The sequence below is a fragment of the Streptomyces sp. CA-210063 genome, from assembly GCF_024612015.1.
Taxonomy (GTDB): domain Bacteria; phylum Actinomycetota; class Actinomycetes; order Streptomycetales; family Streptomycetaceae; genus Streptomyces.
The window spans coordinates 7,805,402-7,826,936 of the sequence record NZ_CP102512.1; the positions used below are offsets into that span (position 1 = coordinate 7,805,402).

18 protein-coding genes and 1 pseudogene are annotated in these 21,535 nt (G+C 71.9%); 12 read left to right on the plus strand and 7 right to left on the minus strand.

The window, feature by feature from the left end:
- Positions 1–35 precede the first annotated feature (35 nt).
- Genes pelF through JIX56_RS34080 form a run of 4 tightly spaced genes read left to right on the plus strand, consistent with a single transcriptional unit; the run spans position 36 to position 4,589 of the window.
- Complete coding sequence (gene pelF, locus JIX56_RS34065; RefSeq protein WP_257546300.1) at positions 36–1,559, plus strand: GT4 family glycosyltransferase PelF; 1,524 nt, start codon at positions 36–38, stop codon at positions 1,557–1,559.
- A complete protein-coding gene (locus JIX56_RS34070; protein WP_257546302.1) occupies positions 1,556–3,073 on the plus strand; it encodes a hypothetical protein in 1,518 nt (505 codons plus the stop codon). Before pelF ends, JIX56_RS34070 begins: the two co-directional genes overlap by 4 nt.
- Positions 3,070–3,780: a spherulation-specific family 4 protein gene (locus tag JIX56_RS34075; RefSeq protein ID WP_257546304.1), complete on the plus strand. Its 711-nt coding sequence runs from the start codon at positions 3,070–3,072 to the stop codon at positions 3,778–3,780. Before JIX56_RS34070 ends, JIX56_RS34075 begins: the two co-directional genes overlap by 4 nt.
- Positions 3,780–4,589 (plus strand): endo alpha-1,4 polygalactosaminidase, encoded by an 810-nt coding sequence (locus JIX56_RS34080; RefSeq protein WP_257546305.1) that lies wholly within the window; start codon positions 3,780–3,782, stop codon positions 4,587–4,589. The genes JIX56_RS34075 and JIX56_RS34080 overlap by 1 nt, the downstream gene beginning before the upstream one ends.
- Positions 4,590–4,622: 33 nt before the next feature.
- Here JIX56_RS34080 and JIX56_RS34085 read toward each other — a convergent pair whose 3' ends face one another.
- Positions 4,623–5,426, minus strand: a complete 804-nt coding sequence (locus JIX56_RS34085; protein ID WP_257546307.1) for an adenosylcobinamide-GDP ribazoletransferase — start codon at positions 5,424–5,426, stop codon at positions 4,623–4,625.
- Positions 5,427–5,487: 61 nt separating this feature from the next.
- On the opposite strand from JIX56_RS34085, the gene JIX56_RS34090 reads away from it, so the two are divergent.
- Entirely contained in the window at positions 5,488–6,336 is an 849-nt protein-coding gene (locus tag JIX56_RS34090; RefSeq protein ID WP_306819897.1) for a hypothetical protein, read from the plus strand.
- On the opposite strand, the pseudogene JIX56_RS34095 reads toward JIX56_RS34090, so the two are convergent.
- Together JIX56_RS34095 and cobT are read right to left on the minus strand one after the other, a co-directional pair.
- Positions 6,306–6,980 (minus strand): annotated as a pseudogene (locus tag JIX56_RS34095) (hypothetical protein); the annotation flags it as partial. The gene JIX56_RS34090 and the pseudogene JIX56_RS34095 overlap by 31 nt on opposite strands.
- 291 nt (positions 6,981–7,271) lie before the next feature.
- Entirely contained in the window at positions 7,272–8,393 is a 1,122-nt protein-coding gene (gene cobT, locus JIX56_RS34100) for a nicotinate-nucleotide--dimethylbenzimidazole phosphoribosyltransferase (protein WP_257546311.1), read from the minus strand.
- A 188-nt stretch (positions 8,394–8,581) separates the two neighbouring features.
- On the opposite strand from cobT, the gene JIX56_RS34105 reads away from it, so the two are divergent.
- On the plus strand, positions 8,582–9,580 hold the full coding sequence (locus JIX56_RS34105) for a class I SAM-dependent methyltransferase (protein WP_257546313.1): 999 nt from the start codon (positions 8,582–8,584) through the stop codon (positions 9,578–9,580).
- On the opposite strand, the gene JIX56_RS34110 is transcribed toward JIX56_RS34105, so the two are convergent.
- On the minus strand, positions 9,569–10,774 hold the full coding sequence (locus JIX56_RS34110; RefSeq protein WP_257546315.1) for a bifunctional adenosylcobinamide kinase/adenosylcobinamide-phosphate guanylyltransferase: 1,206 nt from the start codon (positions 10,772–10,774) through the stop codon (positions 9,569–9,571). The two genes, JIX56_RS34105 and JIX56_RS34110, sit on opposite strands and share 12 nt — an antisense overlap.
- Positions 10,775–10,899: 125 nt before the next feature.
- Here JIX56_RS34110 and JIX56_RS34115 point away from each other — a divergent pair, with 125 nt between their 5' ends.
- Complete coding sequence (locus JIX56_RS34115; RefSeq protein ID WP_045555384.1) at positions 10,900–11,103, plus strand: hypothetical protein; 204 nt, start codon at positions 10,900–10,902, stop codon at positions 11,101–11,103.
- A 287-nt stretch (positions 11,104–11,390) separates the two neighbouring features.
- Here the strand turns inward: JIX56_RS34115 and JIX56_RS34120 are convergent, their stop codons facing one another.
- The gene (locus JIX56_RS34120) at positions 11,391–12,104 is read right to left on the minus strand and encodes a class I SAM-dependent methyltransferase (protein WP_257551288.1); all 714 of its coding nucleotides are present in this window, start codon (positions 12,102–12,104) and stop codon (positions 11,391–11,393) included.
- A gap of 80 nt (positions 12,105–12,184) precedes the next feature.
- Positions 12,185–12,814, minus strand: a complete 630-nt coding sequence (locus JIX56_RS34125) for a DUF3043 domain-containing protein (protein ID WP_257546317.1) — start codon at positions 12,812–12,814, stop codon at positions 12,185–12,187.
- Between the two features lie 324 nt (positions 12,815–13,138).
- On the opposite strand from JIX56_RS34125, the gene JIX56_RS34130 reads away from it, so the two are divergent.
- The 5 genes from JIX56_RS34130 (at position 13,139) to JIX56_RS34150 (ending at position 19,868) form a co-directional block, all read left to right on the plus strand.
- Positions 13,139–13,942 (plus strand): PspA/IM30 family protein, encoded by an 804-nt coding sequence (locus tag JIX56_RS34130; protein WP_257546319.1) that lies wholly within the window; start codon positions 13,139–13,141, stop codon positions 13,940–13,942.
- 75 nt (positions 13,943–14,017) lie between these two features.
- Complete coding sequence (gene pspAA / locus JIX56_RS34135; RefSeq protein WP_257546321.1) at positions 14,018–14,296, plus strand: PspA-associated protein PspAA; 279 nt, start codon at positions 14,018–14,020, stop codon at positions 14,294–14,296.
- A gap of 225 nt (positions 14,297–14,521) precedes the next feature.
- Positions 14,522–15,766 (plus strand): sensor histidine kinase, encoded by a 1,245-nt coding sequence (locus tag JIX56_RS34140; protein WP_257546322.1) that lies wholly within the window; start codon positions 14,522–14,524, stop codon positions 15,764–15,766.
- Between the two features lie 93 nt (positions 15,767–15,859).
- Complete coding sequence (locus JIX56_RS34145) at positions 15,860–16,546, plus strand: response regulator (RefSeq protein WP_257546324.1); 687 nt, start codon at positions 15,860–15,862, stop codon at positions 16,544–16,546.
- A 205-nt stretch (positions 16,547–16,751) separates the two neighbouring features.
- Positions 16,752–19,868, plus strand: a complete 3,117-nt coding sequence (locus JIX56_RS34150) for an efflux RND transporter permease subunit (RefSeq protein ID WP_257546326.1) — start codon at positions 16,752–16,754, stop codon at positions 19,866–19,868.
- 192 nt (positions 19,869–20,060) lie between these two features.
- On the opposite strand, the gene nadA is transcribed toward JIX56_RS34150, so the two are convergent.
- Entirely contained in the window at positions 20,061–21,245 is a 1,185-nt protein-coding gene (gene nadA / locus JIX56_RS34155) for a quinolinate synthase NadA (protein WP_257546328.1), read from the minus strand.
- Between the last annotated feature and the right edge of the window lie 290 nt (positions 21,246–21,535).

The window sequence follows — 21,535 nt, forward strand, 5'->3', positions numbered from 1 at the left end:
CAGCGATGCGCACAACAGGGGGGAGCCGCGCAGCGATGCGCACCGGCCGTCATGTCACCATGCTCACCGAAGGCACCTATCCGCATGTCCACGGCGGGGTCAGCACCTGGTGCGACCAGCTCGTCAAGGGCATGCCCGACGTAGAGTTCCACCTCGTGTCGCTCACCGGCACCGGCCGCGAACCCGTGACCTGGGAACTGCCGCCGAACGTGTACCGGCACACCTCCGTACCCACCTGGGGCCCACGCCCCGGCCGCGCCCGTGCCCCGTACGGCGCGGCCCGCCGCCGCTTCACCGACTCCTACGAACGGCTCCTGCTCTCCGTCCTCGACCCCGAGGCGTCCCGTGACTTCGGGGAGGCGCTGTACGAGCTGGCCGAACTCGCCCGCGACGGACGCCTGTCGGCGGCCCTGCGCACCGAGTCCGCGCTGCGCTCGCTGATGTGGATCTGGACGATGCCGCATCTGCCGACGGCCGCCGCCGGCCCCACGGTCCACGACGCGCTCACCGCGACGGACCTGCTGGAACACGCCCTGCGGCCGCTCGGCGCCCGTATCCCCGAGAACAGCGTGGCCCACGCGGTCAGCGGCGGCCTGGCCACCCTGCCCGCGCTCGCCGCCCGTGAGCTGGACGGCGTACCGTTCCTCCTCACCGAGCACGGTATCTATCTGCGCGAGCGCTACCTCGGCCACCGCAGCGGCGACCAGCGCTGGCCCGTGAAGGCCTTCATGCTCGGCTTCCACCGCGAGCTGACCAGGCTCGGCTACCGCGCCGCCGACCTGATCACACCCTGCAACCAGTACAACCGCCGCTGGGAGGAGCGCGGCGGCGCCGACGGCGACAAGATCCGCACGGTCTACAACGGCGTCGACCCGGCCGCCTTCCCGCACGCCGGCCCCGAACCCGAGGTGCCCACCCTCACCTGGTGCGGCCGCGTCGACCCCATCAAGGATCTGGAGACCCTGCTGCACGCCTACGCCATGGTCCGCGCCGAACTCCCCGAGACCAGACTCCGGTTGTTCGGACCCGTGCCGCCCGGCGGCGAGGAGTACCGCACCGGGCTGGAGAAACTCGCCGCCGAACTGGGTGTCACGGACGGGCTCACCTTCGAGGGCCGCATCGGCGAGGTGTGGCGCGCGTACGCGGCCGGGCACCTCGTGATGCTGTCCTCCATCTCCGAGGGCTTCCCGTTCTCCCTCATCGAGGCCATGTCCTGCGGCCGTACGACCGTCTCGACGGACGTCGGCGGGGTCCGTGAGGCCGTCGGCGACACCGGACTCGTGGTGCCCCCGCGCGAGCCGGAACAGCTGGCCGCCGCCGCGCTCACCCTCCTCCACGACGACGAACGCCGCCTCGGGCTGGGCGAGTTGGCCCGCCGACGCGTCATCGACCGGTTCACCCTGCGCCGGTCCGTGGACGCCTTCCGCACGATCTATCTGGAACTCGCGGGCCGGGACGAGGTCGTGTACGAGCCCGCGCTGGAGACGGTCGACGACTGGACCGCCGAGCTGCGCGACCCCTGGTACCGGACCGTGGCGACGGACGGAACCGACTGGTGAGCGGCAGCCTCCCGACGCCCCCGGGCGCACAGCGGAACACTCTCCCCGCCGTTCCTCGGCAGCGCCGCAGGCCGCCCTGGGCCAAGCCCGATCCCATCGACCAACTCGCCGACCAGCACCGTGAGTTCATAGCGGCCGCCGTTCACCCGGACGAGATAGCGGCCCTGCTGGAGTCCGACGGCATGTCGGACGACCGGACCCGCGAACGGTACGGCTGCCGCAACTCCTTCGCCCTGGCCGAGGAGTTGTACGAACGCGTCGAGCGGTGCTACCCCGAACCGGACGGCCCCGCGCACGACCCCTGGCAGATCGGCCTGCTGGGCTGCCTGCTCAGAGGCGTGGTCTTCGCCCTCCCGGGCCTCGCCTACGTCCTGGGCGCACCCCTTCTCGCCGGCCCCCGCGACGGCTTCGGCCTTCCCGCCGGTACCGTCCCGCTGCTGGCCGGCGCCCTGTGCGGCTGGATGTGGAACCAGGGGCTCGCCCACCGGGCGTACTCCTGGCTCGGGTTGGGCGACCGCGACGCGTGCCGCCGCTCCCTCGCCCTCGGGGCCCCGGTCGGTGTGCTCCTCGGCACGGCGGTCGCGTTCCTCGCGGCGGGCGGCGGCGACCCGGGCGCGGTGGCCTTCGCCGCCGGACAGTCCTGCTATCTCGGCGCCGCGACCGTTCTGCTGGTCATGGGCCGCGAACGGGCCCTGCTGCAGAGCCTTTTGCCGATGACGGCGGGCGCCCTGTTCGCCCTGGCGCAGCAGGTGCCCGACTGGTCGAGACTCACCCTGCTGGCCGGGTCCCTGTCGGCGGTAGTGATCCTCGCGGCCCACGAAGTCGCGCCCGCCATGAAGGAGTCGGGCACCGGAAGCCGACGGGCCGGACTCGCCGCCCTGCTGTCCTTCGGCACCCCCCGCGCCACCACGGAGAAGGACCCGGCCTCTCCCCGGCTCTCCGCCTCCCTCCCGTACGCCTTCTTCGGCCTCGGCACCGGTGTGCTCGTGCTGTACGCGGCGCTCGGCGACGTGCTCGCCGGCGAGGAGCACAGCGCGGTCGCCACACCCGCCGCCGTGGCGCTCACGCTCAGCATGGGCCCCGCCGAATGGCTGCTGTACCGCTTCCGCAGCGGAGGCCTCGCCGGACTGCGCTCCACCGGCACACCGGGCGCCTTCTGGCGCGCCACCGCCGTGACCCTGGTCCAGTGCCTGGCCGGCTACCTCGCCGCCCTCCTGGTCCTGGCCCACGCCACGGCCGCGATGTGGCCGCAGGCCCCCGGCCTCGACGGCGTCCGCCTCGCGGGCCTGCTCCTGCTGGGCGCGGTGCTCTGGACCGGCCTGCTCCTGCAGTCCTTCGGCGCCGTCCAGTGCGCGGCCACCTTGTGCTGCGCCGCCGCCCTCGCCCAGACCGTGGCCCTGGTGGTGTACTCGGGCGATCCGCATCTGGTCGGCCCGACCGTGTACGGCGTCGCGGCCGTGCTCCAATCGGGCCTGGTCTGCGGACTGCTGGGGAGGGCGACGGCTCACCGATGAGAACTCCGACAAGAGCCGAGAGCCGGGCGGGGGTGCCGGCACGCCCCTCCCGCCCTTCCCTCCTGGTTCCCTATTACGAGCACCCCGCCGACCGCCCCGCCGAGTGGGACGCGTTGGTGGCGGCCGCACCCCGGCTCTACGGCGTCGTCCTCAACCCGGCCGGCGGCCCGGGCGGGGCCCCCGACCCGGCGTTCATCCGGGTCGCGGGCCGGCTGCGGGCGGCGGGCGTACGGCTCCTCGGGTACGCCGACACCGGCTACGGCCGCCGACCCGTCACCGAGGTCATAAGGGACCTGACCAGATATCAGGCCTGGTACGGCACCGACGGCACCTTCCTCGACCAAGTGGCCGCCGGACTGGGCGAGTTCGAGTACTACCGGCGGCTCGCGGCGGCCGTCTGGGGCGCGGGCCGTGCCACCCTCGTCCTCAACCACGGCACCCCGCCGCACCCGGCCTACGCCCGGATCGCCGACCTCGTCGTCACCTTCGAGGGCACCTGGGAGACGTACCGGGAGCAGCCGCTCACGCCATGGCCGGGCGGCACCCGCGGCCTCGGCTCGCAGGTGTGCCATCTGGTGTACGGGGTGCCGCCGGACATCGACGTCGGCGGCCTCGCCCTGACCCGGGGCGCCTCCGTGCACTGCGCGGTCCCCGGTGTAGGGGATCATCCCTGGGGTACGTTGCCGCACGCCCTGGAGCCCACCTGATGAGCCGCGTCCTCGCCCGCAGCGCCCTGCTGTCCGTACTCCTGCTGGTCGCCGGATGCACAGCCGGTTCCGACGACAAGCCGGGCACCGGCCGGGAGACCGGCGAGGGCGCCCGCTGGCGGCCGGAGCCCGGCACGGACTGGCAGTGGCAGCTCAGCGGGCGTCTGGACACCTCCGTCGACGTACCCGTGTACGACATCGACGGCTTCGACCACTCCGCGGACACCGTCGCCGAGCTGCACGACGACGGCCGCAAGGTCATCTGCTATCTGTCGACCGGCGCCTGGGAGGACTGGCGCCCGGACGCCGACGAGTTCCCGAAATCGGTCATAGGCGAGAGCAACGGCTGGGAGGGCGAGCGCTGGCTCGACATCCGTGAGACCGACGTCCTCGAACCCCTGATGGCCGCCCGTATCGACATGTGCGCGGAGAAGGGCTTCGACGCGGTCGAGCCCGACAACATGGACGGCTACCGCAACAAGACCGGCTTCCCCCTCAAGGCCGCCGACCAGCTCCGCTACAACCGGCTCATCGCCCGCCTCGCCCACGAGCGGGGCCTCGCGGTGGGCCTCAAGAACGACCTCGACCAGATCCCCGAACTCGTCGACGACTTCGACTTCGCCGTCAACGAGCAGTGCGCCCAGTACGAGGAGTGCGACGACCTGACCCCCTTCATCGAGGCCGGCAAGGCGGTCTTCCACGTCGAGTACGAGATGAAGACGGGCGACTTCTGCCCCGAGGCCCGGCGGTTGGAGCTCAGCTCGCTGCTGAAGAAGTGGGAGCTGGGGGTGTGGCGCGAGGCCTGCTGACGCCCGGGGAACGGCGGGGGAGCCGTCCCGGGATCACCCGAGGGTGAACGCGACCAGCGCCGCCGTCGCCGCGGTCTCCGCCAGCCCGCCGAACACATCGCCGGTCACCCCGCCGAACCGCCGTGTGCAGTGCCGCAGCAGCGACTCGGCGGCACCACAGGCGAGGACGACCGCGAGCACCGTACGGCCGATGTCGTACGGCCCGAAGAACGCCCCCACGCCCGCCGCCGCGCACCCGACGAGGCTTGCCACGAGCAGCGCGCCCCGGACCGGTACGACCCCCGCCACCGCCGCCCCCAACCCGTCGGGCCGGGCGGCCGGTACGCCCGCGCGCGCGGCCAGGGTCAGGGCGAGCCGGGCGACTGTCGCCGAGACGGCCGCCGCGAACGCGCCCAGCGCCCAGGACTCCCCGTACGCCTCGGTGAGCGCGGCGACCTGGGCCAGCAGCACCAGGACGAGGGTGATGACCCCGAACGGCCCGATGTCCGACTGCTTCATGATGCGCAGGGCGTCCTCGGCGGGCTTGCCGCTGCCGAGTCCGTCGGCGGTGTCGGCGAGCCCGTCCAGGTGGAGGCCACGCGTGAGGACGGCCGGTACGGCGACGGAGGCCACGGCGGCGAGCAACGGACCCGCCCCCAGGACCAGGAGAAGACCGCCGAGCGCGGCCGAGACCAGGCCGACGACCAGCCCGGCGACGGGCGCGCACAGCATCCCGACGCGTGCCGCCTCGCGGTCCCAGCGGTTCACCGTCACCGGCAGGACAGTCAGGGTGCCGAAGGCGAAACGGAGGCCGTCGGAGAGCGTGGGCTCGGGCTCGGGCTCGGGGGTCGTGGACACCGGCGCAGGCTACCCGGCGGGCTCGGCGGCGTTCAGGGGCGGTGGTGGATAAAGTTCGCATATGGGTCACTGGTGGGAACGGAACGTCATCGAGCCGGGCAAACTGCCGTTGCTCCTCGCGCTCGCCGCGTTCGTACTGACGTTCTTGACCACCAGGCTCATCACCCGTCTGATCCGGGCGGGCAAGGGCCCGTTCCGCAACATCAGCGGCAGCGGTGGCGTACACATCCACCACGTCGTCCCCGGTGTCGTCCTCACCGTCGTCGGCGGCTTCGGCGCGGTGGCCAGTGACGGGCACGGCTTCGGCGCGCTCATCTCCGCCGTGCTGTTCGGCATGGGCGTGGGCCTCGTGCTGGACGAGTTCGCGCTGATCCTGCATCTCGACGACGTGTACTGGAGCGAGGAGGGCCGCAAGAGCGTCGAGATGGTCGTGCTGACGGCCGCCCTGGTGGGCCTGATGCTGATCGGCTTCCTCCCCTTCGGCGTCAACGACCTCGACGACGAGGAACTCCAGGACCGAGGCGCCGTCATCGTCAGCATGGGGACGAACTTCCTCATCGCCCTGATCGCCCTCAGCAAGGGCAAGGCCCGGACGGCGATCTTCGGCGTGGTCATCCCGTTCATCGCCGTCATCGGCGCCATCCGCCTGGCCCGCCCCACCTCCGTCTGGGCCCGCCGCTTCTACCGCCGCCGCCCGCGCACCCGCGCCCGGGCCTGGCGGCGCGCCTACCGTCACGACCGCCGCTGGGCGGGCCCCAGCCGCCGCTTTCAGAACTGGATCGGCGGCACCCCGGACGCGGAGTCGGCCTCCGGGGCCGGTCCGTCCGGTCCCGCCGGTCCGTACGGTCCGTCCGGTCCCGCCGGGCCCGCCGGTTCGTCACGTCCGTCCGGTCCGGCCGAGCGTCGCTGACGTACGGCCACGACCCCGTACACCACCAGCACGGCCGCGATCGCCGCCAGATGCTCCTTGCCCGCGAGGTTCTCCTTCGCCAGCACCTCGACGACCATCGCCAGGGCGACCGCGCCCGCCGTGACGTACGCCCGGTGGCGCAACCCCACGAACACGGCGAGCCCGACCACGGCCGCCGACGGACCGGTGTCCACGACCCGCGCGTCCGACGCGGGCAGCCCCACGAAGAGGACGTCCGGCCCGAGCGCGATGCCCACGCGCGCGTACAGCGTGCCGGTGAGCGTGGCGACGTACGCGAGCGCCACCGTCCGCCGTCGCCCCAGACAGATCTCCGCGATCCCGAACACGATCAGGATCTGCGCCAGCGCGCCCCACACCGGCAGATGCAGCGCCGGTACGAAGAGGGAGAGCGGGGTGCGCAGCAGCGCGAGCCAGAGCGGGTCGTCGGCGCGGACGGCACCCACGTTCTCGATGAGCCGGTAGCCCCAGGACTGCTGGTGCACGAGGTGCACGACGGCCGCGAGGCAGACGGCGGCGACCGTCACGGGGATCGCCCGCAGGCGCCGCCGCGTGAGGGCCGACCGCACGGTCTCGTACAGGAGCCCCCATTCGGCACGGGCCAAGCGGACGGCGACCGCTTTCATGCGCGCGGCCTCATCTGTACGGCCTCATCTGTACGACCTCATCTGTGCGACTCCAGGTGCCCGCGGCGCGGCCACTTCGGCGGTATCGGCCCGGCGCCGAGGCGCCCGCCATGTCCGAAGACCGACCGGGACAGCGCGAAGTTGAGCGAGACCCGCGTGATCCCGATCTCCCGGCCCGCTGGAGGAAGCCAGCGAACCCGGCACCATGTGTCCGCCGTGACGGCGCGCGAACGAGGAGGCCGGTCCGGTGGGGTTCCGGACCGGCCGTGCGTGACGCACCCGCACCAACTCCTAGGTCGCGTCGTACTCCTCGGCGAGGTTCTTCTCCTCGGCCGCGTCCTCGTCGGCGCCCTTCTCCGGCTGCTCCGGCTCCCGCTCGGGCAGCTCGGCGGCCAGCGCGGCCGCGGCCTGCACCAGCGGCAGCGCCAGCAGCGCCCCGGCGCCCTCCCCGACCTTCACCCCATGGTCGAGCAGCGGCTCGATGGCCATCCGGTCCAGCGCCTTGGCCTGGGCCGGCTCCCCACTGCTCTGCCCGGCGAGCCACCAGTCGGGCGCCCGGAAGGCCACCCGCTGGGCGACCAGCGCACACGCCGCCGACACGACCCCGTCCAGGATCACCGGCATCTTCCGTACCGCGCTCTGCAGCAGGAACCCGGTCATGGCGGCGAGATCCGCCCCGCCCACGGTCGCGAGCAACTGCAACTGGTCCCCGAGCACCGGACGGGCCCGCCGCAGGGCGTCCCGTACGGCCGCGCACTTCCGCATCCACGCCAGGTCGTCGATCGCCCGGCCGCCCCGCCCGGTGACGACGGACGCGTCGGTCCCGCACAGCCCGGCGACGAGGACCGCCGCCGCCGTGGTCCCGCCGACGCTCACATCACCGAGGACGACGAGATCGGTCCCGGAGTCCGCCTCCTCGTCCGCGAGCGCGACGCCCACCCGGAACGCGGCCTCCGCCTCCTCCGCCGTCAGCGCGTCCTCGACGTCGATACGCCCGGACCCGCGCCGCACCCGGTGCCGTACGACCTCCGCGGGCAGCGCGTCCGGGTCGCAGTCGAGCGCGACGTCCACCACACGTACGGGTACGTCGAGCCGCCGGGCCAGCACCGCCACCGGGCTGCTGCCGTCGAGGACGGCCCGCACCAACTGGTCCGCGGTGCCCGCGGCCCGCGCGGAGACGCCGAGTTCGGCGATGCCGTGGTCGCCCGCGAACAGCACCACACGGGCCTGGCCGATCGGCCGCACCGGGACGGCCGACTGCGCCGCCGCCAACCACTCACCCAGGTCGTCGAGGCGGCCCAGCGCCCCGGGCGGCACGATCTGCCTCTCCCGCCGCGCCTCGGCGTCGCGGCGCACCCCACCGTCGGGGCGCTCGATCAGATCGGTGAAGTCGTCGAGATTAAGCGAGCTCATTCGCCGAACAGTACCGGCAGCGATCGAACACGACCCCGCCACACCGTGACCCCGTGACGTACGAACGTCCCCCCACGCCACCGGCACGTCATTGCACCTCCGATCACGATCACCTACGTACCTTTTTGAGGCGAATGTCGTACGTCCTCCGCCCTGTCGCTTCGCTTCCGTCGTCCCCAGGAGCCGCCATGCCCCGCACCCCGCGGCCGGACCCCCGCCCACTCGTCCCAGGAGCCGATCCCTTCCACGAGCCGCGCCGGGACGACTGTCCGTGGTGCGGCTCGCGGCAGTTGCGTACGCGGGTGCGCGCGCCGGAGGGGAGGCGGCGCACGCCGGGCACGTTCGTGGTCGACGTGTGCCGGGACTGCTCCCACGCCTTCCAGAACCCCCGGCCCACGCCGGACGGGCTGCTGCTCCGCCGTCACCAGTACCCCACCGAGGGCCACGTCCGCTCGAATCTCGCCGGGCGTCGGCGCCGGCGGCACCACGGGGGAGCCGCCCGCGCGCTGCTGCCGTACCCCGAACCGGAGAGCTGGCTCGACGTCGGCACCGGCCTAGGCCACTTCCCGGAGGCCGCGCGTGAGATCCACCCGTACACCGTCTTCGACGGCCTCGACCCGACCGCACGTGTCGAACGGGCGCAGGCGGCCGGGCGCATCGAGGAGGCGCACCAGGGCCTGCTCACCGACCCGGAGATCACCGCGCGGCTGCGCGCCCGCTACGACGTGGTCAGCATGTTCCACCACCTGGAACACACCACCGACCCCCGCGAGGAACTCCGCGCCGCCCACACCGTCCTGCGCCCCGGCGGCCTCCTCCTCGTCGAGGTCCCGGCCCGCCCACGCCTCTTCGGCAGGCTGCCCGGCGGACGACGACGGCCGTGGCGGCCGTCCGACCGCCCGCGCCCCCTCCACCTCATGCCCCTGCGCAACCTGCTCGCCGAGCTGGACGCCCTGGGCTACGAGGTCCTGACCACCCGAGCCTGCGCCCCCCGCGCACACCGCATCCTCGCGCGCCGGAAGACCCAACAAGCCGCCCCCTCAATCCGCCGAGCCCCCTCGACCACCCCACCGGCATCCTCAGCCGACCCGTCACGCCCCCGGGCCGACCCGTCACCACGCCCGGCCGACCCGTCACCAGGCCGGGGCGACCCGTCACCAACTCCGGCCGATCCCTCAACCCCGTAGGGACAGCGCCTGTCCCGCCACGACCAGCAGGACGTGTTCGCACTCCGCCGCGAAGGCCGCGTTCAGGCGGCCGAGTTCGTCGCGGTAGCGGCGGCCGGAGGCGGTGGCCGGCACGATGCCGGAGCCGACCTCGTTGGAGACGGCGACCACCGTGCGGCGCGTGTGCCGTACGGCGTCGGTCAGTTCCGTGACCCGCGCCCGGAGCGCGCGCTCCCCACCCCCGGCCCAGTCCGCGTCGTCCCACGCCCCCACCGAGTCCATCGCGTCCGTCAGCCACAGGGACAGACAGTCGACGAGCAGTGGAGCCCCGTCGTCGTCCTTCAACAGCGGTACGAGGTCGCAGGTCTCGACGGTGCGCCAGGAGCCGGGCCGCCGCTCCCGATGGACGGCGACCCGCGCGGCCCACTCCCCGTCCCCGCTCCGCATCCCGCCCGTCGCCACGTACACCACGTTCGGGAACGCCTCCAGCCGCCGCTCGGCCTCCACCGACTTCCCGGACCGCGCCCCGCCGAGCACGAGCGTGCGGCGTGGCACATCGGGCACGTTCTCGTAGGCGCCCACCGCGAGCGTCGTCCCGTCCCGCACGGCGCGCGCGCCGGCCGCCGCGAGCCGGCGCAGCAACTCGGCGCCCGGGGGCACGTCGTGGTCGATGTGCACGGCGACGACATCGGTCGTCGGCCCGACGGCCCCGACCGCCCGCAGCCGCGCCAGGGCGTCCGGCCGCCCCAGCACATCGGCGAGCACCATGTCGTACGGCTCCCCCGACTGCTCCTCCACGCCGGCGGGCGCGCCCCCCGGCGGCAGATACAGCAACCGCTGCCCGCCCGGCCCGGTCACCGCGTACCCGGTCCCGGGGGAGTCCAGCGCCAGCGCCCGCACCCGGTGCCCGGTCAGCAGCGCCAGCTCCCGCCCGTCCGGCACCCGCCCCGGCTGCGGCAGCCCCGCCGGCACCTCCACGGCGGGCCCGTCGTGCGGATGCGACAACAGCACCTGCCGTACGCCGGCCAACGAGCGCCCGGCGCGCGCGGCCGCGAGGGCGGCGCCGGGAGTGAGGTCGAGCAACAACGTGCCGTCCACAAGCAGCGCGGTGGCCCCGCGCGCGGCATCACCGAGCGCGGCCGCGCACGCCGCGCACGGACAGTCGGGGCGGGGAAGCCCCGCGGGGGCGCCGGTGCCGAGCAATGTCAGTTCCACGCCTCCGATTTTCCCGTGTCTCCATGAACACCCGCAGGTCTTGCGCGTCCGACTAGGCTCGGGGGGAACCGGATCTTGCTCGGTACTGTGTGTGCGGTGCCGGGCCGGTACTTACGGAGGCTCACATGGCGGCATGGACGTGGCGGTTCGAGAAGGCCGACGGGGCGGAGGTCCAGCCCGCGGTCCAGCCCGAGGAGTTCACGACCCAGGGGGACGCCGAGTCGTGGATCGGGGAACACTGGAAGGCGCTCCTGGAAGGCGGCGCCGACCAGGTGAGGCTCTTCGAGGACACCACGGAGATCTACGGGCCGATGAGCCTGCACGCGTAGCCGCTCCGCGGGGGCGGGGTTCCGGCACGGGGCTCCGCCCCGAATCCCCGCGGGAGAGTCTCGGGGTTGGGGTGCGTTGGCGTGTGCGGGTGCGTCGTGGTTGCTCGCGCAGTTCCCCGCGCCCCTGAAAAGCAGGGGCTGCGCCCCGTGCTTTTCGGCCCGCAGGGGCCGTGTCCTTTCAGGGGCGCGGGGCTGTCTCGATAGGCGGCTCCGCCGCGTGGGCGCGACCAGCCCCCACCCACCCGCACCCGAAAAACCCACCCAGCACACCGCGCGGGCGAGAAAGCTCAGCCCCGCACGCCGCACAGGTGCAGCAGCGCCGCCACCTGCCGATAGGGATCCGTCCGCCCGGCCCGCTCCTCCGCCGCGAGCAGAACGTCCAGTTCCTCCTGCCCGGCGGGCACCCCCGCGTCGTCCGCGGCCAGATCCGTGAACACCCGCACCCCGTACCACGCGTGCAACGGCGCCCCGATCCCCGCCAGCGTGTCCGTGAGCGCCCCCAGCCGGTCCGCCCGCACATCGAGCCCCAGCCGGTTCCGGTACGCGGTGGTGTCGAAGGCGGCCAGCGCCCCCGCCCAGTCCCCGGCCAGCCCCGGCCGCATGGCGAGCGCGTCGGCGTTCCGTACGAGCAGCGACAGCAGCCCGCCGGGCGCCAGCATCCGCGCCAGCCCGGCCAGCAGCGCGTCGGGCTCCTCGACGTACATCAGGACGCCGTGGCACAGCACCACGTCGAAACTGCCCGGCAGGAAGTGCACGCCCGTGTCACGCCCGTCGCCCTCGACGATCCGCACCCGCCCCCGGATGCCCTCGGGCTCGGCGGCGAGCGCCTCCCGGGCCACGGCGATCAGCTTCGCCTCGCGCTCGATCCCGGTCACCGCGTGCCCGGCCCGCGCGAGCCGCAGCGCCTGCGTGCCCTGCCCCATGCCCACGTCGATGACCCGGAGCCGCTGCCCGACGGGGAAGCGTCCGGCTATCTGCTCGTCCACCTGGCGGGAGACCAGCTCCTGCCGTACGACCTCACGCAGTGTGCCCAGCCGGTTCAGCCAGGCCTGAGCGGCACCCTCGGGGGAAGTGGTCGTACTCAGGGCCGCTCTCCGCGCTTGACCTGCGGCTTCGGTAGCCGGAGGCGACGCATCTGGAGGGTGCGCATCAGGGCGTAGGCCACGGCGCCCTTCTTGTTCGCGTCGGGGAAGCGCTCGTTCAGCTGCTTCTTCAGACGGAAGCCGAGGCTGATCGAGTCGACCACGATCAGGACGATCACGAAGAGCCACAGCAGCAGCGCGATGTTCTGCAGCGACGCCACCCGCACCATGCTCAGCACGAGGATGATCACGGCCAGCGGCAGGAAGAACTCCGCGATGTGGAATCGCGAGTCCACGAAGTCACGGGCGAACTTGCGCACCGGACCCTTGTCCCGCGCGGGCAGATAGCGCTCGTCGCCGGTCGCCAGCGCCTGGCGCTGCTTCTCCAGCACGGCGCGGCGCTCGTCGCGGGAGCGCTTGGCGGCCTCCTTGCGCGTCGTGGGCGTATTGGCCACGCTTCGGCGCTGGGTCTGGGCCTCACTCCGCTTGGGGGTGGGCCGCCCCTTGGGGGCCTGCGGGTCACGGGTCTGCTTGGAGTCGGTCACCGGCGCCTTGTCGGCCACCGGCCCCTTCTCGCTCTTGTCGCGGCTTCGGAACACAAAACCCAAGGGTACGGGGTGCCGGGGCATGGACCCCAGCCCGGTGGGGAACGATCCGGCAACACCCGGCGTCTGTGCTGGGGACAGAGTCAAGGCGAATGTGGCCGGAAGTCTCGGAGAAGAGGGAGTGCGGTGAAGGTTCGTCCGTGGGTGAGCTGAGGTATTCCGGGGGGCGGCCCGTACGTAACCCCGGGAGACATCTACTCCCTACGCCGGAGCGGTGCCGCACACAGTCGTCCTTGGGGATGAGCGCATCAGTCCCCGAACAGTGCGGTAATAGAAGCAGGGCCCGTACTGTGGGTTCTGTCGCAGACCTGTGAGCTGGAGTCCGTCAGAAGGGGGCGCGCGAAGCCCATGAGCGGTGTCATGAAGCGTATGGGGATGATCTTCCGCGCGAAGGCGAACAAGGCCCTTGACCGGGCCGAGGACCCGCGCGAGACCCTCGATTACTCGTACCAGAAGCAGCTGGAGCTGCTCCAGAAGGTGCGCCGGGGCGTGGCCGACGTGGCCACCTCCCGCAAGCGCCTGGAGCTCCAGCTCAACCAGCTCCAGTCCCAGTCCTCGAAGCTGGAGGACCAGGGCCGCAAGGCGCTCGCGCTGGGCCGTGAGGACCTGGCCCGCGAGGCGCTCTCGCGACGCGCCGCACTCCAGCAGCAGGTGACGGACCTGGAGACGCAGCACTCCACCCTCCAGGGCGAGGAGGAGAAGCTCACCCTCGCCGCCCAGCGCCTTCAGGCCAAGGTCGACGCCTTCCGTACGAAGAAGGAGACGATCAAGGCCACCTACACCGCCGCCCAGGCCCAGACCCGTATCGGTGAGGCCTTCTCCGGCATCTCCGAGGAGATGGGCGACGTCGGCCTCGCCATCCAGCGTGCCGAGGACAAGACCGCGCAGCTCCAGGCCCGCGCCGGCGCCATCGACGAGCTCCTCGCCTCCGGTGCCCTCGACGACCCGTCCGGCATGCACAAGGACGACATCCAGGCCGAGCTGGACCGCCTCTCCGGCGGCACGGACGTCGAGCTGGAGCTCCAGCGCATGAAGGCGGAGCTGGCGGGAGGCTCGTCCGCGCAGCAGCAGGCCATCGAGGGCGGCACGGGCCAGTCGGCCCCGCAGCAGCAGTCCCAGCAGCAGGACACCCCCCGCTTCGACAAGCAGTAGACAAGCAGCGGTAGACAAGCAGGAGACACGTGCCATCGGCACGCATATCCGGGTCCCACGCCTGAGGAGGGCGACATGATCGTACGGATCATGGGGGAGGGGCAGGTGAGGCTGGACGACGTCCACTTCGCCGAGTTGAACAAGCTGGACAACGTACTCCTGGCGGAAATGGAGGTCGGCGACGGCCCGGGCTTCCGCCACACCCTCCACGCCCTCCTGGACAAGGTCCGAGAACTGGGCACGCCCCTCCCCGACGACTCCCTGGAGCCGTCGGAGCTCATCCTCCCGGCGCCGGACGCGACGCTGGAGGAGGTCAGGGAGATGCTGAGCGACGACGGCCTGATCCCGGGATGAAAAGCAAGGGGCGCAGCCCCTGCTTTTCAGGGGCGCGGGGAACTGCGCGAGCAACCACAAAGCATCCGCACCCGCCGAACAACCCCACTCACCCGAGCTGGACGGCGGGGGTCGAAGGGGCGCAGCCCCTGGGATGGGACGGGTAGGGGCGGCGGGGGCGACACTCCCCTGCTGTACGGCTACCACCGTTCCGCCACCTGCGAGGACCCCGTACGGTTGACAACCGTGAGCACCCTGCAGCGCATAAGGTCCTGGCTGACAGTGCACCCCGTGGCGCTCGACGCGGCCCTCGCGCTCGGCGTCCTCGTCGCGATGGTGGCCGGCTCGTTCATCGACCCGCACGCCGAGCACCCCGACAAGTGGGGCACGCGCACCCCCGACGCCCCCAGCATCACCCTCATGGTGCTCGCCGCCGCGACCCTGGTGGCCCGCCGCCGCGCCCCCATGGCCGTCCTGGCGGCCACCTCCGCCCTCACCCTCGTCGAACTCGTCATCGGCGAGCCGCGCGCCCCCGTCGCGATGTCCGTCGTCGTCGCCCTCTACACGGTCGCCTCCACCACCGATCGCCCCACCACCTGGCGCGTCGGCCTGCTCACGATGACGGTCCTGACCGGCACGGCCATGCTCGCCGGCCCCCTCCCCTGGTACGACCAGGAGAACATCGGCATCTTCGCCTGGACGGGCATGGCCGCCACGGCCGGAGACGCGGTCCGCAGCCGCCGGGCCTTCGTGGCGGCCATAAGGGAACGCGCCGAACGAGCGGAGCGCACCCGCGAGGAGGAGGCCCGCCGCCGGGTCGCCGAGGAACGCCTGCGGATCGCCCGCGACCTGCACGACGTCGTCGCCCACCACATCGCCCTCGTCAACGTCCAGGCCGGAGTCGCCGCCCACGTCATGGACAAGCGGCCCGACCAGGCCAAGGAGGCCCTCGCCCACGTCCGCGAGGCCAGCCGCTCCGCGCTCAACGAACTCCGCGCCACGGTCGGTCTGCTCCGCCAGTCCGGCGACCCCGAGGCCCCCACCGAACCCGCCCCCGGCCTGGTCCGGCTCGACGAACTCGTCGGCACCTTCCACAGCGCGGGCCTCGCGGTCGAAGTGGCCCGCGCCGACCAGGAGGCGACGCTCCCGGCCGCCGTCGACCTCGCCGCGTACCGCGTCATCCAGGAAGCCCTCACCAATGTGCGCAAGCACGCGGGCCAGGAGGCGAAGGCCGAGGTCAGCGTCGTACGCGTCGGCCCGAACGTGGAGATCACCGTCCTCGACAACGGCACCGGACCCGACGGGAAGGACGACGTCGAGGGCGAGGAGGGCCACGGCGGCGGCCACGGCCTCCTCGGTATGCGCGAACGTGTCGCCGCGCTCGGCGGCACCCTCACCACCGGCCCCCGCTACGGCGGCGGCTTCCGCGTCCATGCGATCCTGCCGCTCAAGAACCGAACGACCGTCACCGAAGAAGCCGTACGACCGTGAGCCGTACCGTCGCGCCACACCGGCGAGCCGCCGTAGGACCGTGGCGCGGCCGTACGACCGTACGGCCGTGACCAGCGCCCCGGGGGACCCCGTATGACGATCCGTGTCCTGCTCGCCGACGATCAGGCTCTGCTGCGCAGCGCGTTCCGGGTGCTCGTCGACTCGGAGCCGGACATGGAGGTCGTGGGGGAGGCGTCGGACGGGGCTCAGGCAGTACGGCTCGCCAAGGACGAGCGGGCGGACGTCGTGCTGATGGACATCCGGATGCCCGGCACGGACGGGCTGGCCGCCACCCGCCTGATCAGCGCCGATCCCACACTCGCCCATGTCCGGGTCGTCATCCTCACCACCTTCGAGGTCGACGACTACGTCGTGCAGTCGCTGCGCGCCGGCGCCTCCGGCTTCCTCGGCAAGGGCGCCGAGCCGGACGAACTCCTCAACGCGATCCGGGTCGCCGCCGGCGGCGAGGCGCTGCTGTCGCCCACCGCGACCAAGGGCCTGATCGCCCGCTTCCTCGCCCAGCCGGACGACTCCGACGGCGACGGCGGTGCCGCCGCCCGCTCCGAGCGGCTCTCCACGCTGACCAGCCGCGAGCGCGAAGTGCTCGTACAGGTCGCCGGAGGGCTCTCCAACGACGAGATCGCCGAGCGCCTGGCGGTCAGCCCGCTCACCGTGAAGACACACGTCAACCGGGCCATGGCGAAGCTCGGCGCCCGCGACCGGGCCCAACTGGTGGTCTTTGCCTACGAGTCGGGTCTGGTACGCCCAAGGGTGGAGTGAGAGCCGCCGGGGACTACTCCACTCGGAGTATGCGCGGCATAAGGAAATGGCCCTGGGGAGCGAGGGAACAGGGGTCCCCCATGGCCCAGGGTATGGGGTGAGCGCTCACATCTGCGTCACACAGGCGACACATGAGGCACCCATGCCGCATGTGGCACACGGGCGTTCGTCCTCCGCTCATGCCACAGAAGAGAGACCCTGACCCATGTCCTGGCTGTCTCGGTTCAGCCTCGCACAACGGGCCCTCGTCGGTCTGATGTCGATCATCGCGCTCGTCTTCGGGGCGATCGCGATACCCCAGCTCAAGCAGCAGCTGCTGCCCACCATCGAACTGCCCATGGTGTCCGTGCTCGCGCCCTACCAGGGCGCCTCCCCGGACGTGGTCGAGAAGCAGGTCGTCGAGCCCATCGAGGACAGCCTCGAAGCCGTCGACGGCATCACGGGCGTCACCTCCACCGCCAGCGAGGGCAACGCCCTGATCATGGCGTCCTTCGACTACGGCAACGGCACCGAACAGCTCGTCGCCGACGTCCAGCAGGCCGTCAACCGGGTCCGCGCGCAGCTCCCGGACGATGTGGACCCGCAGGTGATCGCGGGCTCGACGGACGACATTCCCACCGTCGTCCTCGCCGTCGCCTCCGACCAGGACCAGCAGGCCCTCGCCGACCAGCTCGACCGGACCGTCGTGCCGACCCTTGAGGGCATCGACGGCGTCGGCCAGGTCACCGTCGACGGTGTACGGGACCTCCAGGTCACCGTCACCCCCGACGACGCGAAGCTGGCGAAGGTGGGCCTGACCACGATGGCCCTCTCCCAGGCCCTCCAGGCCGGTGGCGTCACCGTCCCGGCGGGCTCCTTCGACGAGGACGGCGCCAACCGCACCGTCCAGGTCGGCGGCGGCTACACCTCGCTGGAGCAGATCGAGAACCTGATGGTGCGCGGCGAGGGCGCGAAGAAGCCCGTACGCCTCGCCGATGTCGCCGCCGTCAAGGAGGAGCAGGCCAGGGCCGACTCCATCACCCGGACGAACGGTGAGCCCAGCCTCGCGATCAACGTCACCATGGACCGCGAAGGCAGCGCCGTCGACATCTCCGAGGCCGTCGAGGACGAGCTGCCGGCCATGCGCCGGGACCTGGGCTCCGGCGCCACCGTCACCGTGGTCAGCGACCAGGGCCCGGCGGTCTCCAAGTCCATCGACGGTCTGACCACCGAGGGCGCGCTGGGTCTGCTCTTCGCGGTCCTGGTCATCCTGGTCTTCTTGGCGTCGATCCGCTCGACCCTCGTCACCGCGGTGTCCATCCCGCTGTCGGTGGTCCTGGCGCTGATCGTCCTGTGGACCCGCGACCTCTCCCTCAACATGCTGACGCTCGGCGCCCTGACCATCGCGATCGGCCGTGTCGTCGACGACTCGATCGTCGTCCTGGAGAACATCAAGCGCCACCTCGGCTACGGCGAGGAGCGCGAGGAGGCGATCCTCAAGGCGGTCCGCGAGGTCGCCGGCGCCGTCACCTCGTCCACGCTGACGACGGTCGCGGTCTTCCTCCCGATCGGCCTCTCCGGCGGCATGGTCGGCGAGCTGTTCGGCAGCTTCTCGCTGACCGTGACGGCGGCCCTGCTGGCCTCCCTCGTGGTCTCGCTGACCGTGGTCCCGGTGCTGTCGTACTGGTTCCTGCGCGCCCCGAAGGGCACGCCCGAGGACGCCGAGGAGGCCCGCCGGAAGGCGGAGGAGAAGGAGGCGAAGAGCCGCCTCCAGCGCTTCTACGTCCCCGTCCTGCGCTTCGCCACCCGCCGCCGGCTGACCAGTGTGGCCATCGCGGTCGTCGTCCTGCTCGGCACGTTCGGCATGGCCCCGCTGCTGAAGACGAACTTCTTCGACCCGGGCGACCAGGAAGTCCTCAGCCTCAAGCAGGAGCTGAAGCCCGGCACGAGCCTCTCGGCGACCGACGAGCAGACCAAGAAGGTCGAGAAGCTGCTCGCCGACACCAAGGGCGTCAAGGACTACCAGGTCACCATCGGCTCCTCCGGCTTCCTGGCCGCGTTCGGCGGTGGCACCGACTCCAACCAGGCGTCGTACAGCGTCATGCTGGACGACTCGGCCACCGCGGCGGACGTCCAGGACACGATCGAGAAGGGCCTCGCCGGGCTCTCCGGGATCGGTACGACGACCGTCGCGGTCGGTGACGCCTTCGGCAGCCAGGACCTCAGCGTGGTCGTGAAGGCCGCCGACGCCGATGTCCTGCGCAAGGCGGCCGAGCAGGTCCGCGACGCGGTCTCGACCATGGACAACGTGACGGACGTCACGAGCGACCTCTCCCAGAGCGTGCCCCGCATCTCGGTCAGGGCCACCGACAAGGCGGCCGCGGCCGGCTTCGACGACCAGACCCTCGGCGCGGCCGTCGCCCAGGCCGTACGCGGTACGACCAGCGGCCGGGCCATCCTCGACGACACCGAGCGGGACGTCGTCATCAAGTCGGCGAACCCCGCCGAGACCCTCCAGGAGCTGCGGGACCTGCCGCTGGGCGCGGTGAAGCTGGGCGACATCGCGGACGTCGAGCTGGTGGACGGCCCGGTCTCCATGACCCGGATCGACGGCCAGCGGGCCGCGACGATCACGGCGAAGCCCAAGGGTGACAACACCGGTGCGGTCAGCACCGACCTCACCGCCAAGCTGAACGCCCTCAAGCTCCCCGAGGGCGCCACCGCCGACATCGGCGGCGTCTCCGAGGACCAGGACGAGGCCTTCGCCTCGCTGGGCCTGGCGATGCTCGCGGCCATCGCGATCGTCTTCATGCTGCTGGTCGCGACCTTCCGGTCCCTGATCCAGCCGCTGATCCTGCTGGTCTCGATCCCGTTCGCGGCCACGGGTGCGATCGGCCTGCTGATCATCACCGGCACGCCCATGGGTGTCCCCGCGATGATCGGCATGCTGATGCTCATCGGCATCGTCGTCACCAACGCGATCGTGCTGATCGACCTGATCAACCAGTACCGCCGCCAGGGCTACGGCACGGTGGAGGCGGTCATCGAAGGCGGCCGCCACCGGCTCCGTCCCATCCTGATGACGGCGCTGGCGACGATCTTCGCGCTGCTGCCCATGGCCCTCGGCATCACGGGCGAGGGCGGCTTCATCGCCCAGCCGCTGGCCGTGGTCGTCATCGGCGGCCTGATCACCTCGACCCTGCTGACCCTCCTCCTGGTCCCGACCCTCTACACGATGGTCGAGCTCCGCAAGGAGCGCCGGGCGAAGAAGAAGGCACTGAAGCGGACGGGCACGCCGGCTGAGCCGACGGAGTCGGAGACGCCGGAGCCGGCGGGGGTCTAGCGGCTACCCGTGCCCCGAAAGGGGCGCGGGGAACTGCGCGACCAGCCACGACGAACCCGCGCCCGTCCAGACACCCTGTCGGCGCGAGCTCTCGGGCAGGGGTCCGGGGCGGAGCCCCGCGGCGCGTCCCACGCGGATGGGGGTTCCTCTCGACAAGAGAGGAACCCCCATCCGCGTACACCAGTGTGAGCGTTACGGCAGCGCCAGCATCCGCTCCAGCGCCAGCTTCGCGAACGCCTCCGTCTCCTTGTCCACCTCGATGCGGTTGACGAGGTTGCCCTCGGCGAGGGACTCCAGGGCCCAGACCAGGTGGGGAAGGTCGATCCGGTTCATCGTGGAGCAGAAGCAGACCGTGCGGTCGAGGAACACGATCTCCTTGCCCTCGGGCGCGAACCGGTTCGCCAGCCGCCGCACGAGGTTCAGCTCGGTACCGATGGCCCACTTGGAACCGGCGGGCGCGGCCTCGAGCGCCTTGATGATGTACTCGGTCGAACCGACGTAGTCCGCCGCCGCCACGACCTCGTTCTTGCACTCGGGGTGGACGAGGACGTTCACGCCCGGAATCCGCTCGCGTACGTCGTTCACGGACTGCAGGCTGAAGCGGCCGTGCACGGAGCAGTGCCCCCGCCACAGGATCATCTTCGCGGCCCGCAGCTGCTCGACCGTGAGGCCACCGCCCGGCTTGTGCGGGTTGTAGACGACACAGTCGTCGAGCGACATGCCCATGTCCCGCACGGCGGTGTTGCGCCCCAGGTGCTGGTCCGGCAGGAACAGGACCTTCTCACCCTGCTCGAAGGCCCAGTCCAGGGCCCGTTTCGCGTTCGACGAGGTGCAGATCGTGCCGCCGTGCTTGCCGGTGAAGGCCTTGATGTCGGCGGAGGAGTTCATGTACGAGACGGGCACGACCTGCTCGGTTATCCCGGCCTCGGCCAGTACGTCCCAGCACTCGGCGACCTGCTCGGCGGTGGCCATGTCGGCCATGGAGCACCCGGCGGCGAGGTCCGGCAGCACGACCTTCTGGTCGTCACCGGTCAGGATGTCCGCCGACTCGGCCATGAAGTGCACACCGCAGAACACGATGTACTCGGCCTCGGGCCGCGCCGCCGCGTCCCGGGCCAGCTTGAAGGAGTCGCCCGTGACGTCCGCGAACTGGATGACCTCGTCGCGCTGGTAGTGGTGCCCGAGCACGAAGACCTTGTCCCCGAGCTTCTCCTTGGCAGCGCGGGCGCGCTCCACCAGGTCGGGGTCGGACGGGGAGGGGAGATCGCCGGGGCACTCGACACCACGCTCGCTCCTCGGATCGGCCTCGCGGCCGAGCAGCAGCAGGGCGAGGGGCGTCGGCTGTACGTCGAGCTCCTGGGTCTGGGCGGTGGTCACGGCACGCACCCTTTCTGTTCTGCGGCTCGCCGCCCGGGGGAGGGTCGGCGGGACATTCGGGCTATCCTTTTCGTCGAATTGACGCTATCTATCATAACCGCTTCATGTCACTTTGACGATGCCCATAGCGTCGATGTGACATGAATCCCGACGGCCGAATCGGACGGACTCCACGGGCCATGTGCGAGCATGAAGAGAGACGCGTAGGAAATCCGCGCGGCCCGGAATGAATCCGGGGCTCCGGCGGTTGCACTCGTCGGCAAGCAGTCTCCGTACAACCCGGGAGAGAT